Genomic DNA, 13,961 nt, shown 5'->3' with positions numbered 1-13,961 from the left:
TAGTCTGGGCCCATGGCCGACCCAGCGACCTACCGCCCGCGTGCGGGCGAGATCCCGACCTCCCCGGGGGTGTACCGCTTCCGGGACCCGCACGGCCGCGTGATCTACGTCGGCAAGGCGAAGAACCTGCGTCAGCGGCTGTCGAGCTACTTCCAGGACGTCGCCAACCTGCACCACCGCACCCAGCGGATGGTGACGACCGCGGCGTCCGTCGAGTGGACGGTCGTCGGCACCGAGGTCGAGGCGCTCGCCCTGGAGTACTCGTGGATCAAGGAGTACGACCCCCGGTTCAACGTCAAGTACCGCGACGACAAGTCCTACCCCTACCTGGCCGTCACGATGGGGGAGGAGATCCCCCGGGCCCAGGTCATGCGCGGCACCAAGCGGCGCGGCACGCGCTACTTCGGCCCCTACGGCCACGCCTGGGCGATCCGCGAGACCCTCGACCTGCTGCTGCGCGTCTTCCCGGTCCGCACGTGCTCGTCGGGGGTGTACCGCCGTGCCCAGCAGTCGGGTCGCCCGTGCCTGCTCGGCTACATCGACAAGTGCTCGGCCCCGTGCGTCGGCCGGATCAGCCCGGAGGACCACCGCGACCTGGCCCGCGACCTGTGCGACTTCATGGCCGGTGACACCGGCCGGTTCGTCCGCCGCCTGGAGAAGGAGATGGCCCGGGCGGCCCAGGACCTCGAGTACGAGCAGGCCGCCCGGCTGCGGGACGACCTGGCGGCGCTGCGGCGCGTCACGGAGAAGAACGCCGTCGTGCTCTCCGACGCCACCGACGCCGACGTCTTCGCCCTGGTCGGCGACGAGCTCGAGGCCGCCGTGCAGGTGTTCCACGTCCGCGGGGGCCGCATCCGCGGGCAGCGTGGCTGGGTCGTCGAGAAGGTCGAGGACGTGACCGACGGCGAGCTCGTCGAGCACCTCCTGCAGCAGGTCTACGGCGTCGTGGACGACGTCCGCGACCGTGACCTGGAGCCGGAGCAGGCACGCGCCGCCATCCGGGACGCGGTCCCGCGCGAGGTCCTGGTCCCGGTCCTGCCGCCCGACCTGGACGAGGTGACGACCTGGTTGTCCGGGCTGCGTGGGGCCAAGGTGGACGTCCGGGTGCCCCAGCGCGGGGACAAGCGGGAGCTCGCCGCGACGGTGCGCACGAACGCCGAGCAGGCGCTGGCGCTGCACCGCACCCGACGGGCCGGGGACCTGACCACGCGCAGCCAGGCCCTCGCCGAGCTCCAGGACGCGCTCGGCCTGGACGAGGCGCCGCTGCGCATCGAGTGCTACGACGTGTCCCACACCCAGGGCAGCTACCAGTCCGCCTCGATGGTCGTCTTCGAGGACGGGCTGCCCCGCAAGAGCGAGTACCGCACCTTCTCCGTGCGCGGCCCGTCCGGGGACGGCGCCGCCGACGACACCGCGGCGATGCACGAGGTGATCAGCCGGCGCTTCAGGCGCTACCTCGCCGACCGGCACGCGTCCGGGGAGGCCGACGGCTCCGGCCCGGTCGGTGCCGAGACTGACCCCGAGGAGCGCCGACGGTTCGCCTACCCGCCCAACCTCGTGGTCGTCGACGGCGGCCCGCCCCAGGTGGCGGCCGCGGCCCGGGCCCTGGAGGAGCTGGGGGTGACCGACGTGGCGCTGTGCGGCCTGGCCAAGCGGCTCGAGGAGGTCTGGGTGCCCGGCGACGACTACCCGGTGATCCTCGAGCGCGCCTCCCAGGGGCTCTACCTGCTGCAACGCGTGCGCGACGAGGCCCACCGGTTCGCGATCGCGCAGCACCGCAAGCGCCGCAGCAAGGGGATGGTGTCCTCGGTGCTGGACGAGGTGCCCGGGCTCGGTCCGGCGCGGCAGCAGGCGCTGCTGGACGCCTTCGGGTCGGTCAAGCGCCTGCGGGCCGCCACCGTCGAGCAGGTCGCCGAGGTCAAGGGGATGGGACCGGCGACCGCCCGCGCGGTCGTCGAGGCCCTGGCCGGCGGTGCCGCCGACGCCACGCCGCCGTCCGCGGCGGAGAGTCCGGACGCCGCACCGGTGTCATGACTGGCATGCTGTGTCCATGAGCGAACCGTCGCCCATCACCGTCCCGCAGGGCATCCCCGAGATCGAGGCCGCGACCCCGGCGCCGAAGCGCGCCGACCCGGAGGTGCTGATCATCACCGGCATGTCCGGCGCCGGGCGCACTCGGGCCGCCGGAGTCCTGGAGGACCTGGACTGGTTCGTCGTGGACAACCTGCCGCCGATGATGATCGTGCCGCTGGTGGACATGATGACCAAGGCCGGTTCGTCCGTGGAGCGTCTGGCGGTCGTCGTCGACGTCCGGGGCCGGGAGTACTTCGGCGAGCTCGCCCAGGCGCTGCAGCACCTCCACGACAGCGGCGTGACGCACCGGATCCTCTTCCTCGACGCCCGTGACGACGTGCTCGTGCGCCGCTACGAGAGCGTGCGGCGGCCGCACCCGCTCCAGGGCGACGGCCGCATCCTCGACGGTATCGAGGCCGAGCGCCGGATCCTGGCCTCGCTGGCCGAACGCGCCGACGTCGTCGTGGACACCTCCGAGCTGTCGGTGCACGACCTGGCCAAGGAGGTCCGCGACACGGTGGCGGCGGGCGCCGCCGACTCGCTCCGGGTGAACGTCGTGGCGTTCGGCTTCAAGTACGGCCTGCCACTGGACGCCGACCACGTCGTGGACGTGCGCTTCCTGGCGAACCCGTACTGGATCACCGAGCTGCGCCACCTGACCGGTCAGGACGAGGCGGTGCGCCAGTACGTGCTCGGCCGCCCCGGCGCGAAGGAGTTCATCGACCGCTACGTCGCCGCCCTGGAACCGGTGCTGGCGGGCTACCTGGCCGAGGAGAAGCGCTACGTGACGATCGCCGTGGGCTGCACAGGTGGCAAGCACCGGTCGGTCGCGATCGCCGGGGAGATCGCCGACCGCCTGCGACGGGACGGTCAGCGGGTGACGGTAACGACCCGTGACCTCGGGAAGGAGTAGACCCTGTCCTCCACGACGCACGGTCGGCCGGTGACGCCCGACCGCGAGGAGTCGTCCGGCGGCCCCGCGGTGACGGCGCTCGGCGGGGGGCACGGACTCTCGGCGAGCCTGGGTGCGCTGCGGCTGCTGACCGAACGCCTGACGGCGGTGGTGACGGTGGCCGACGACGGCGGGTCCTCCGGCCGGTTGCGCCAGGAGCTCGGCGTCGTGCCACCGGGCGATCTCCGGATGGCGCTCGCGGCCCTGTGCGACGACTCCGAGTGGGGCCGCACCTGGAGCGGGCTGCTCCAGCACCGGTTCGCCTCCGACGGTGAGCTCGACGGGCACGCGATGGGCAACCTGCTCATCGCGGCGCTGTGGCAGCGCCTGGGGAACACCGTGGAGGGCCTGGACTGGGTGGGCCGGCTGCTCGGTGCGCGGGGCCGCGTGCTGCCCATGTCGTCGGTGCCGCTCGTGGTCGAGGCCGACGTCTCCGACGGCGACGTGTGCTCCACGGTCGTCGGCCAGAGCCGGGTCGCCGTCACGGACGCGCTGGTCGAACAGCTCCGGCTCGTCCCGTCCGACCCTCCGGCCTGCCCGGAGGCCGTCCGTGCGGTGCTGGACGCCGACTGGGTCGTCATGGGGCCGGGCTCCTGGTACTCCTCGGTGCTCGTGCACCTGCTGGTGCCCGAGCTCGCCGCGGCCCTGCACAGGACCACGGCCCGGCGCTGCGTGACGCTGAACCTCAGCGCCGAGCGCGGCGAGACCCACGGGCTGTCGGCCTCGCAGCATCTCGAGGCCCTGAGCAAGCACGCCCCGGGTCTGCGCGTGGACGCGGTGCTGGCCGACCCGTCCCAGGTGGACGACCGCGGCGACCTGGAGCGGACGGCCGCCGACCTGGGTGCCCGCCTGGTGATCAGGCAGGTCGGCCGGGGTGACGGCACCTCGCGGCACGACCCGTTGCGGCTGGCCGCGGCCTACCACGACGTCTTCGAGGGCGTGGCAGGATGACGCCATGGCGCTCACGGCAGAGGTGAAGGACGAGCTGGTACGACACCGGGTGACGCGGACGTCGTGCCGCAAGGCCGAGGTGTCGGCGATGCTCCGGTTCTCCGGAGGTCTGCACATCATCTCCGGCCGGGTCGTCATCGAGGCGGAGCTCGACGGCGAGATGGTGGCGGCGCGGCTGCGCCGGGCGATCGTGGACCTCTACGGGCACCAGAGCGAGCTCATCGTGGTCAAGGCGGGCGGCCTGCGCAAGAACGACCGGTTCGTGGTCCGGGTGGTGCGCGACGGCGAGTCCCTGGCGCGCCAGACGGGTCTGCTCGACGCGCGGGGCCGTCCGGTCCGCGGTCTGGCGCCCGAGGTCGTCTCCAGCGGGACCGACGAGGCCGAGGCCGTCTGGCGGGGAGCGTTCCTCGCGCACGGTTCGCTGACCGAGCCGGGCCGGTCGATGGCGCTCGAGGTCACCTGTCCCGGCCCGGAGGCCGCGCTCGCCCTGGTGGGTGCCGCGCGGCGCCTGGGCATCCAGGCGAAGTCCCGCGAGGTCCGCGGCATCGACCGGGTCGTGGTGCGCGACGGCGAGGCGATCGGGGAGATGCTGCGGCGCATGGGAGCGCCCGCGACCCGGGACGTGTGGGAGGACCGCCGCGCCCGACGGGAGGTCCGGGGGACGGCCAACCGGCTGGCGAACTTCGACGACGCGAACCTGCGACGTTCCGCCCGGGCGGCGGTGGCGGCCGGGGCCCGGGTGGAGCGTGCCTTCGAGATCCTCGGCGACGAGGTGCCCGACCACCTGCGCCAGGCCGGCGAGCTGCGGCTGTCGCACAAGCAGGCCTCGCTGGAGGAGCTGGGCCGGCTCGCGGAGCCCCAGCTCTCCAAGGACGCGGTGGCGGGCCGTATCCGCCGGCTGCTGTCCACGGCGGACAAGCGCGCCATGGAGCTGGGCATCCCCGACACCGAGGCCGGGCTGAGCGCGGACCTGCTGGACCTGTGACGCCGGCCAGGTGGTCGGCCCACCTGTCTCACGCTGCACCGAGGTCGGCGTCCGGCAACGGATGGGTATAGGCTCGGAGCCGTCAGGTGACGACGGTGTGACCCTGGAACTGTGCTCCTGGGACGACGCGTCGCGGGACCCCCGGGGTGGCACCGAACTCATCAGCGCGCCATGTGCGCGCCAGTGATTGGCATCTACCGTGTGCGCCGGTCCAGATCCGGCGCGCCCTGAGGAGGGCTAACGTGACCATCCGCGTCGGCATCAACGGCTTCGGCCGCATCGGACGTAACTACTACCGGGCTCTCGTGGAGTCGGGTGCAGACATCGAGGTCGTCGGCGTCAACGACCTCACCGACAACAAGACGCTCGCCCACCTGCTCAAGTACGACACCGTGCTGGGCCGGTTCGGCAAGACGGTCGAGTTCGACGACGACCACATCATCGTCGGCGGCACCAAGATCCGTGCTCTGGCGGAGCGCGACCCGGCGAACCTGCCGTGGGGCGAGCTGGGTGCGGACATCGTCATCGAGTCCACCGGCTTCTTCACCGACGCCACCAAGGCGAAGGCGCACATCGACGGCGGCGCGAAGAAGGTCATCATCTCCGCCCCGGCGAAGAACGAGGACGCGACCTTCGTCATGGGCGTCAACAGCGACCAGTACGACCCGGCCGCGCACCACGTGATCTCGAACGCCTCGTGCACGACGAACTGCCTCGCGCCGCTGGCCAAGGCCCTCAACGACTCGATCGGCATCGAGCGTGGCCTCATGACCACGATCCACGCCTACACCGGTGACCAGAACCTCCAGGACGGTCCGCACAAGGACCTGCGTCGTGCCCGTGCGGCCGCGCAGAACATCGTGCCGACCACGACGGGCGCCGCCAAGGCCGTCGCCCTGGTCCTGCCGGAGCTCAAGGGCAAGCTGGACGGCTACGCGCTGCGCGTGCCCACGATCACCGGTTCGGCGACCGACCTCACCTTCGAGACCCCCAAGGAGGTCTCGGTCGAGGAGGTCAACGCCGCGGTCAAGGCTGCCGCCGAGGGCCCGCTCAAGGGTGTGCTGTCCTACGTCGAGGACGACATCGTCTCCTCGGACATCGTCACGGACCCGCACCAGAGCATCTTCGACGCCAAGCTCACCAAGGTGATCGGCAACCAGGTCAAGGTCGTCTCCTGGTACGACAACGAGTGGGGCTACTCCAACTCGCTCGTCTCGCTGACCGAGCTGGTCGGCGGGAAGCTCTGACGAGCCGCACCACCCCGAGGTGACCACGACGTCCGCGGGTGCGCGGCCCGCCGTCCCAGGACGGCCGGGCCCGCGGACCCGCGGACGTCGTCGTGTCACCACCCTCCTCCCGACCCCCGACCTGATCACGAGGTGAGCTCATGAAGACGATCGATTCGCTCGGCGACCTGCGCGGCCGGCGCGTCCTGGTCCGTTCCGACTTCAACGTGCCGCTGGACGGCACGACCATCACCGACGACGGCCGCATCCGTGCCGCGCTCCCGACGCTGAAGCGCCTGGTCGACGCCGGTGCGCGCGTGGTCGTCATGGCCCACCTGGGCCGTCCCCAGGGCGCGCCGGACCCGGCGTTCTCCCTCGCTCCCGTGGCCGCGCGGCTCGGGGAGCTGCTCGGCCAGGACGTCGCCCTGGCGGGCGACCTGGTCGGGGAGTCCGCCCGGTCGACCGTGGAGGGCCTGGCCGACGGCCAGGTCGCGCTGCTCGAGAACGTCCGCTTCGACGCGCGCGAGACCTCCAAGGTCGACGCCGAGCGCCAGGAGCTGGCCGGCGAGCTGGCCGAGCTGGGTGACGCCTTCGTCTCCGACGGCTTCGGGGTCGTGCACCGCAAGCAGGCGTCGGTCTACGACATCGCCGAGCGCCTGCCGGCCGGCGCCGGCGAGCTCGTCCTCACCGAGGTGGAGTCGCTCTCCCGCGCCACGACGGACCCGGAGCGTCCGTACGCGGTCGTGCTCGGCGGGTCCAAGGTGTCGGACAAGCTGGGCGTCATCGCGAACCTGCTGACGAAGGCCGACCGGCTGCTCATCGGCGGCGGCATGGTGTTCACCTTCCTCGCTGCCCAGGGGCACTCGGTCGGTTCCTCGCTGCTGGAGAGCGACCAGATCGACACGGTCAAGGAGTACCTGGCCCAGGCGGAGGCCAACGGCGTCGAGATCGTGCTGCCGACCGACATCGTGGCGGCCGACTCGTTCGCGGCCGACGCGCCGCACGTCACGGTGGAGGCCGATGCGATCCCGGACGGCAAGATGGGCCTGGACATCGGCCCGGCGTCGGGCGAGCTGTTCGCCGCCAAGCTGGCGGACGCCCGGACCATCGCCTGGAACGGCCCGATGGGCGTCTTCGAGTTCGAGGCGTTCTCCGGCGGCACCCGCGCGGTGGCGCAGGGGATCGTGGACGCGACCGCACAGGGCGCGTTCTCGATCGTCGGGGGCGGTGACTCGGCGGCCGCCGTGCGCAAGCTCGGTTTCGACGAGGCCGGCTTCAGCCACATCTCCACCGGCGGCGGCGCGAGCCTCGAGCTCCTCGAGGGCAAGCAGCTGCCCGGTCTGACCGTCCTGGCCGACTGAACCGCGTCGACCTCCTGGCGGCGCGAGCCGCCCGACCCCATCCGCACGACAGAAGGACACGACTGTGGCCACGAACCGCACGCCGCTGATGGCGGGCAACTGGAAGATGAACCTGGACCACGCCGAGGCGATCGCCGCGGTCCAGAAGCTCGCCTGGACCCTCAAGGACGCCGGGCACGACTACTCCGCGGTGGAGGTGGCGGTGCTCGCGCCGTTCACCGACCTGCGGTCGGTGCAGACGCTCGTCGACGCCGACAAGCTGGACGTGCGCTACGGCGCCCAGGACCTCTCCCCGCACGAGAAGGGCGCCTACACGGGCGACGTCTCGGGCCCGATGCTCAAGCGCCTCGGGTGCACGTACGTGGCGATCGGCCACTCCGAGCGCCGCGAGCACCACGGCGAGGACGACGCGCTCGTCAACGCCAAGGTCAAGGCGGCCTTCGCCCAGCAGATCACCCCCGTGCTGTGCGTCGGCGAGGGGCTGGACGTGCGCGAGGCGGGCGACCAGGTCTCGTACACCCTGGCGCAGGTCGACGCGGCCCTCGAGGGTGTCCCGGCCGAGCAGGCGAAGGACGTCGTCGTCGCCTACGAGCCGGTGTGGGCGATCGGCACCGGCAAGGTCGCCACGCCGGAGGACGCCCAGGAGGTCTGCGGTGCCATCCGCGGCCGGCTCGCGGAGCTGTACGACGCCGAGCTCGCCGGCGGCGTGCGCGTGCTGTACGGCGGCTCGGTGAAGTCGGGCAACGTCGCGCAGATCATGGCCCAGCCGGACGTCGACGGCGCGCTCGTCGGCGGTGCCAGCCTGGACGCCGAGGAGTTCGCCAAGATCGTGCGGTACCAGTCGCACGTCGCCTGACTCGCCGGCACGGGACCGTGGGTCCTGTGCGGGCCGCGCCTCCCGTGGCGGTCGTGCCCCGGTCAAGACCGGGGTTCGCCACGGGAGGCGTTCGTCACCTAGTCTTGACCGCGCCGGGCAATCCCGGCGCCGACAGCCCGCCGAGAGGCGGCCGAGAGCCGAGGACACGATGTTCGCAGCGTTGACGATCTTCCTGAACGTGCTGCTGGTGCTCACCAGCGCCTTCCTGATCCTGCTCATCCTCATGCACAAGGGGAAGGGCGGGGGACTGTCCGACATGTTCGGGGGCGGGATCTCCAGCGGGGCGGGCAGCTCCGGCGTGGCCGAGCGCAACCTGAACCGCATCACGGTGGGTATCGCCGTCGTGTGGTCGGTGGTCGTGGTCCTGCTCGGGGTCGCCACACGCGTGAGCTGACGGTCGGACCGCCGGGGGAGCGGCGCCGGGCGGGTACGGGGGTGCCGCCGGGCACGAGGATCGTCCGCGGGGATCGGCCCCGCAGACTCGAAGGTGAGGACGACACGTGGCATCTGCCGGACATGCCATCCGCGGTTCGCGGGTCGGCGCAGGACCGATGGGAGAGCAGGAGCGCGGCGTCCCCGCGCCCCGGAACCAGGTCTCGTACTGGTGCCTCAACGGGCACGAGACGCGACCGAGCTTCGCGGCGCTGGAGGACATCGAGCCGCCGGAGCAGTGGGACTGCCCCCGCTGCGGGTTCCCGGCGGGTCAGGACCCCGCGAACCCACCGGCGCCGTTGCGCAACGAGCCCTACAAGACGCACCTGGCCTACGTGAAGGAGCGCCGGTCGGACGAGGACGGGGCGGCGCTGCTCGAGGAGGCGCTGGAGACCCTTCGCGCCCGCCGGGAGACGAGCGCGTCACGGAACTGACGACCGCCCGCCCCGGGCGCGGTCGTCGCCGCTGACAAGCGGCGGGCGGGTCCGGCGACGTGACCGTTCGCCGATCCCGCCCGCCTGCCCGTCAGCCGCGCGCGGAGGCCGCCGCGGCGTCGAGCAGCCACAGCGTGCGGTGGTGTCCCACGGCACGCACGGCGGGGACCTGGGTCATCGGGCCGTCGGCCAGCGCCGCCGCGGCCTGCTCCGCCTTCTCGCTGCCGGCGGCGACGACCCAGACCTCCTCGGCCCGGCCGATCGCGGCGAAGGTCAGCGACACCCGCTCGGCGGGCGGCTTGGGCGAGCCGTGGACGCCGACCGTGTACCCGGGCGCCTCGAGGGCGTGGTGCTCCGGGAACAGCGAGGCGACGTGCCCGTCGGGTCCCATGCCGAGCAGCAGCACGTCGAAGTGCGGGGTCCCGTCCTCCTCGGCGTGGGCGGCGAGCTCGGCCGCGTAGGCGGTCGCGGCGTCCTCCGGCGTGGCGGCCTCGCCGGGCCCGTCGCCGCGGGCGGGGACGGCGTGGACGTTCTCCTCGCGCAGCCCGCTGCTCGCCACGAGGTCGTCGAGCAGCGCCTCGCGCGCCTGCGTCTCGTTGCGGTCGGCGTCCCCGGCCGGCAGGAACCTCTCGTCGCCCCACCACACGTGCACGCCGGACCAGTCCACGGCCGCCCGCAGCGGGCTGGCCGCCGCGGCGCGGAGCGTCTGGATGCCGACGGTGCCGCCGGTGAGGACGACGTGCGCCGGGCGGCGCACCGACTGGACGTCCAGCAGGCGGGTGAGCAGCCGCGCCGCGGCGGCCTCCGCCAGGACGTCGGGGTCGGGGTGGACGACGACGAGTCGGGTGCTCATGCTGCGGTCTCCTCCGTGGTCTCGACCTGGTCCAGAGCGTGCAGCACCTGGCCGTAGACCTCGTCCGGGTCGAGGCGCCGCAGCTCTTCGATGAGTGCCTCGGACAGCGACCGGATCGGCAGGGCGACCCGCCGCTCCGGTGTGCCCGGCTGGGTGATCGTCACGACCCCGCCGTCCGGACGGTCCAGGACGATCGGGCCGCTCTCGCGTTCCAGCACCACGCGGGTGATGGCGTGGTCGTCGCCGGTGTGCACCACGTTCGCGGGGCACTGCAGCTTGGCGCCGAGCCACGACGCCAGCAGGTCCAGGGACGTGTGCTGACGCTGGCCCTCGACGCGTACCGCCGTCACGGGCTCGTACGGCGGCTGGTCGACGGCGGCGGCGATGAGGCCGCGCCACAGGGTGACGCGGGCCCAGGCGAGGTCGGTGTCGCCCTCGGTGAACGACGCGGCGAGGCGACCCAGCATGTCGCAGGGGTCGTCGGCCGTCGTGGTGTCGGTGATGCGACGCTGCGCCATGGCGCCCAGCGGGTCCTCGGCCGGGGCGTCGGGGCCGCCGGCCGGCCACCACACGACGATGGGGGCGTCGGGCAGCAGCAGCGGCATCACCAGGGTGTCGGGGTGTTCGCGCAGGGTGGTGGAGCACCGCAGCACGATCACCTCCGACGCCCCGGCGTCCCCGCCGACGCGGATCTCGGCGTCGACCCGGCCGTCGTGGCCGGGGGCCTCCAGCGGTGCGATGACCACCACGCGGCAGGGGTGCTCGTGGCTGGCCTCGTTGGCGGCCTCGACGGCGGACTCGATGTCCACCTCCTCGGCGACGACGACGAGGGTGAGCACACGGCCCAGCGCGACCGCGCCGCCCTCCTCGCGCAGGCTGTCGAGCCGCTTGCCGACCGCGTTCGTGCTGGTGTCCGGCATGTCGATGATCATCGGTTCGCTCCTTGGTCCGGCCGGCAGGTCAGGGTCGACGCCACGTGCGCCCGTCGCGGGCCATCATGGCGTCGGCCGACGGCGGCCCCCACGACCCGGCGGGGTAGGTGTCGGGCTTGCCCTGGCCCGCCCAGTGCTCGATCACCGGGTCGAGGATCTTCCAGGAGAGCTCGACCTCCTCGCGGGTGGGGAACAGCGGCGGGTCCCCGAGGAGGACGTCGAGGATGAGTCGCTCGTAGGCCTCGGGGGAGGACTCGGTGAAGGCGTGGCCGTAGCCGAAGTCCATCGTGACGTCGCGGACCTCCATGGCCGTGCCGGGCACCTTCGCGCCGAACCGGAGGGTCACGCCCTCGTCGGGCTGGACGCGGATCACGAGCGCGTTGGACCCCAGGTCCGAGGTCAGCGAGGACTCGAACGGCAGGTGCGGCGCCTTCTTGAACACCACCGCGACCTCGGTCACCCGGCGGCCGAGACGCTTGCCGGTGCGCAGGTAGAACGGCACGCCGGCCCACCGGCGGTTGTCGATGTCCAGACGGACCGCCGCGTAGGTCTCGGTCGTGGACTCGGGGTTGAACCCCTCCTCCTCGAGGAACCCGCGGACCTTCTCCCCGCCCTGCCAGGCGGAGGCGTACTGGCCCCGGGCGGTGTGCTGGGACAGGTCCTGCGGCAGCCGGACCGAGGACAGGGCCTTGATCTTCTCGGCCCGCAGCGCCCCCGCGTCGAAGTTCACCGGCTCCTCCATGGCCACCAGGGCCAGGAGCTGCAGCAGGTGGTTCTGGATGACGTCGCGGGCCGCGCCGACCCCGTCGTAGTAGCCGGCCCGGCCGCCGATGCCGATGTCCTCGGCCATCGTGATCTGCACGTGGTCGACGTAGTTGGAGCTCCACAGCGGCTCGAAGAGCTGGTTGGCGAACCGCAGCGCCAGGATGTTCTGGACCGTCTCCTTGCCCAGGTAGTGGTCGATGCGGAACACCGACTCCTGCTCGAACACCTGGGAGACGACCGACTCGAGCTCCTGGGCGGAGGCCAGGTCGTGACCGAACGGCTTCTCGATCACCACCCGACGCCAGGCGTCCTCGGCGGACTCGGACAGCCCGGACCGGGACAGCTGCTCGCACACGAGGGGGAACGCGCTGGGCGGGACCGACAGGTAGAACGCGTGGTTGCCGCCGGTACCCCGTTCGGCGTCGAGCGACTCGACCGTCCGGCGCAGCTCCTCGAACGCCTCGGGGTCGTCGAAGCTGCCCTGCACGAACCGGATGCCCTCGGAGAGCTGTCGCCAGGTGTCCTCACGGAACGGCGTGCGGGCGTGCTCCTTGACGGCGTCGTGCACGATCTGGGCGAAGTCCTCGTCCTCCCAGTCGCGGCGGGCGAACCCGGTCAGCGCGAAGCCGGGCGGCAGCAGGCCCCGGTTGGCGAGGTCGTACACGGCCGGCATGAGCTTCTTGCGCGACAGGTCGCCGGTGACGCCGAAGATCACGAGCCCGCACGGGCCGGCGATCCGGGGAAGTCTGAGGTCGAGCGGATCGCGCAGCGGGTTGTGCTCAGCGGTGATCTTGGCGGGTCTCACGGTGTCCCGTCCCTCTCGTGGGCCGATGGTGCGGTGGGGGCGCGGTGGCGGCGCGACGGGGTCAGGAGCCCGCCGCGTCCAGTCCGGTCTTGGTGGTGGTGAGCAGCTCGTCCCAGCTCTTCTCGAACTTGGTCACGCCCTCGGCCTCCAGCTGCGCGGTCACCTCGTCCATGGAGACGCCCTGGGCCTCGATGGCGGCGATCGTCGCGGCGGCGGCGTCAGCGGTCCCGGTGACCGTGTCCTCCGGGATCTCGCCGTGGTCCGCCACGGCGTCGAGGGTCGCCTGCGGCATGGTGTTCACCACGCCGGGCGCCACGAGCTCGGTGACGTAGAGGGTGTCCGGGTAGTCGGGGTTCTTCACCCCGGTCGAGGCCCACAGCGGTCGCTGGGGGTGGGCGCCGGCCTGGCGCAGCGCCGTCCACCGGCCGGTGGAGTCCGCCTCGAAGACCTCCTGGTAGGCGGCGTAGGCGAGGCGGGCGTTGGCGATCGCGGCGGTGCCCTGCAGCGCCCGCGCCTCGTCGGTGCCGACCCGCTCCAGGGCGTCGTCGACCGCGGAGTCGACCCGGGAGACGAAGAACGAGGCGACCGAGCCGATGACCGACAGGTCGTGACCGTTCTCGCGGGCCTGCTCCAGCCCGGTGAGGAAGGCGTCCATGACGGCGCGGTAGCGCTCGATGGAGAAGATGAGGGTGACGTTGACGCTGATCCCGGCGGCGAGGGTCTCGGTGATGGCCGGCAGCCCCTCGACGGTGGCGGGGATCTTGATCAACACGTTGGGACGGTCGACCGTGCGCCACAACCGCTTCGCCGTGTCGACCGTCGCGGCGGTGTCCCGCGCCAGGCGGGGGTCCACCTCGATCGAGACCCGGCCGTCGACCGTGCCGGTGCGGTCGTAGACGCCCCGCAGCACGTCGGCGGCGGCGCGCACGTCGTCGGTCGTGATCCGCTCGACGGCGGCCTCGACGTCGGTGCCCGCGAGGTCGGCGAGGGCAGCGTCGTAGGCGTCGCCCTCGGACAGCGCGCCGGCGAAGATCGTGGGGTTGGTCGTCACGCCGACCACGTCGTGGGAGTCGACGAGCCCGGCGAGGTTGCCGGTGTCGAGCCGCTCGCGCGACAGGTCGTCGAGCCAGATCGAGACCCCGGCGGCGGAGAGTCGTTCGGTGGGTCGGTTCGTCTCGGGCACGTGCTTCTCCTCGGTCGTGTCGCTGTCGCAGCTCTCATCGTGACCGACGGCGGGGGGGGGCGCGCGCCCACCCCCGCCGGCGGGGGGGTGCCACGCCGCCGCCGGCGGGGCGCGACGCGCCCGCGGGCGGGG

At 72.7% G+C, this 13,961-nt stretch carries 13 protein-coding genes; 9 read left to right on the top strand and 4 right to left on the bottom strand.

What is annotated here, in order from left to right:
• Window positions 1-12 precede the first annotated feature (12 nt).
• The 9 genes from uvrC to Q6350_RS09045 all read left to right on the top strand — a co-directional run bounded on the left by uvrC (window position 13) and on the right by Q6350_RS09045 (window position 9,291).
• On the top strand, window positions 13-2,034 hold the full coding sequence (uvrC, locus tag Q6350_RS09085) for an excinuclease ABC subunit UvrC (RefSeq protein ID WP_305065984.1): 2,022 nt from the start codon (window positions 13-15) through the stop codon (window positions 2,032-2,034).
• A gap of 16 nt (window positions 2,035-2,050) precedes the next feature.
• Window positions 2,051-2,986, top strand: a complete 936-nt coding sequence (gene rapZ / locus Q6350_RS09080; RefSeq protein ID WP_171245694.1) for an RNase adapter RapZ — start codon at window positions 2,051-2,053, stop codon at window positions 2,984-2,986.
• A 30-nt stretch (window positions 2,987-3,016) separates the two neighbouring features.
• Window positions 3,017-3,976 (top strand): uridine diphosphate-N-acetylglucosamine-binding protein YvcK, encoded by a 960-nt coding sequence (gene yvcK / locus Q6350_RS09075; RefSeq protein ID WP_171245695.1) that lies wholly within the window; start codon window positions 3,017-3,019, stop codon window positions 3,974-3,976.
• 4 nt (window positions 3,977-3,980) lie between these two features.
• Window positions 3,981-4,961, top strand: coding sequence for a DNA-binding protein WhiA (gene whiA / locus Q6350_RS09070; RefSeq protein ID WP_304604004.1), 981 nt, complete (start codon window positions 3,981-3,983; stop codon window positions 4,959-4,961).
• A gap of 242 nt (window positions 4,962-5,203) precedes the next feature.
• The gene (gap, locus tag Q6350_RS09065) at window positions 5,204-6,208 is read left to right on the top strand and encodes a type I glyceraldehyde-3-phosphate dehydrogenase (protein ID WP_171245697.1); all 1,005 of its coding nucleotides are present in this window, start codon (window positions 5,204-5,206) and stop codon (window positions 6,206-6,208) included.
• A gap of 140 nt (window positions 6,209-6,348) precedes the next feature.
• The gene (gene pgk / locus Q6350_RS09060; protein ID WP_304604003.1) at window positions 6,349-7,548 is read left to right on the top strand and encodes a phosphoglycerate kinase; all 1,200 of its coding nucleotides are present in this window, start codon (window positions 6,349-6,351) and stop codon (window positions 7,546-7,548) included.
• 88 nt (window positions 7,549-7,636) lie between these two features.
• The gene (tpiA, locus tag Q6350_RS09055) at window positions 7,637-8,404 is read left to right on the top strand and encodes a triose-phosphate isomerase (protein WP_304604452.1); all 768 of its coding nucleotides are present in this window, start codon (window positions 7,637-7,639) and stop codon (window positions 8,402-8,404) included.
• Window positions 8,405-8,573: 169 nt separating this feature from the next.
• The gene (gene secG, locus Q6350_RS09050) at window positions 8,574-8,819 is read left to right on the top strand and encodes a preprotein translocase subunit SecG (protein ID WP_171245700.1); all 246 of its coding nucleotides are present in this window, start codon (window positions 8,574-8,576) and stop codon (window positions 8,817-8,819) included.
• Window positions 8,820-8,925: 106 nt separating this feature from the next.
• Window positions 8,926-9,291, top strand: coding sequence for an RNA polymerase-binding protein RbpA (locus Q6350_RS09045; RefSeq protein WP_171245701.1), 366 nt, complete (start codon window positions 8,926-8,928; stop codon window positions 9,289-9,291).
• 91 nt (window positions 9,292-9,382) lie between these two features.
• Here Q6350_RS09045 and pgl read toward each other — a convergent pair whose 3' ends face one another.
• From pgl to tal, 4 genes are all read right to left on the bottom strand, one after another.
• Window positions 9,383-10,144: a 6-phosphogluconolactonase gene (pgl, locus tag Q6350_RS09040; protein ID WP_304604002.1), complete on the bottom strand. Its 762-nt coding sequence runs from the start codon at window positions 10,142-10,144 to the stop codon at window positions 9,383-9,385.
• Window positions 10,141-11,076, bottom strand: coding sequence for a glucose-6-phosphate dehydrogenase assembly protein OpcA (gene opcA / locus Q6350_RS09035; RefSeq protein ID WP_304604001.1), 936 nt, complete (start codon window positions 11,074-11,076; stop codon window positions 10,141-10,143). Before opcA ends, pgl begins: the two co-directional genes overlap by 4 nt.
• 28 nt (window positions 11,077-11,104) lie before the next feature.
• On the bottom strand, window positions 11,105-12,646 hold the full coding sequence (gene zwf, locus Q6350_RS09030) for a glucose-6-phosphate dehydrogenase (RefSeq protein ID WP_304604000.1): 1,542 nt from the start codon (window positions 12,644-12,646) through the stop codon (window positions 11,105-11,107).
• Between the two features lie 61 nt (window positions 12,647-12,707).
• Window positions 12,708-13,829: a transaldolase gene (gene tal / locus Q6350_RS09025; protein WP_305065983.1), complete on the bottom strand. Its 1,122-nt coding sequence runs from the start codon at window positions 13,827-13,829 to the stop codon at window positions 12,708-12,710.
• Window positions 13,830-13,961 lie beyond the last annotated feature (132 nt).

It is taken from the genome of Isoptericola sp. b515, from assembly GCF_030588125.1.
Taxonomy (GTDB): domain Bacteria; phylum Actinomycetota; class Actinomycetes; order Actinomycetales; family Cellulomonadaceae; genus Isoptericola; species Isoptericola sediminis.
This window is presented reverse-complemented; position numbering and strand designations above follow the sequence as displayed.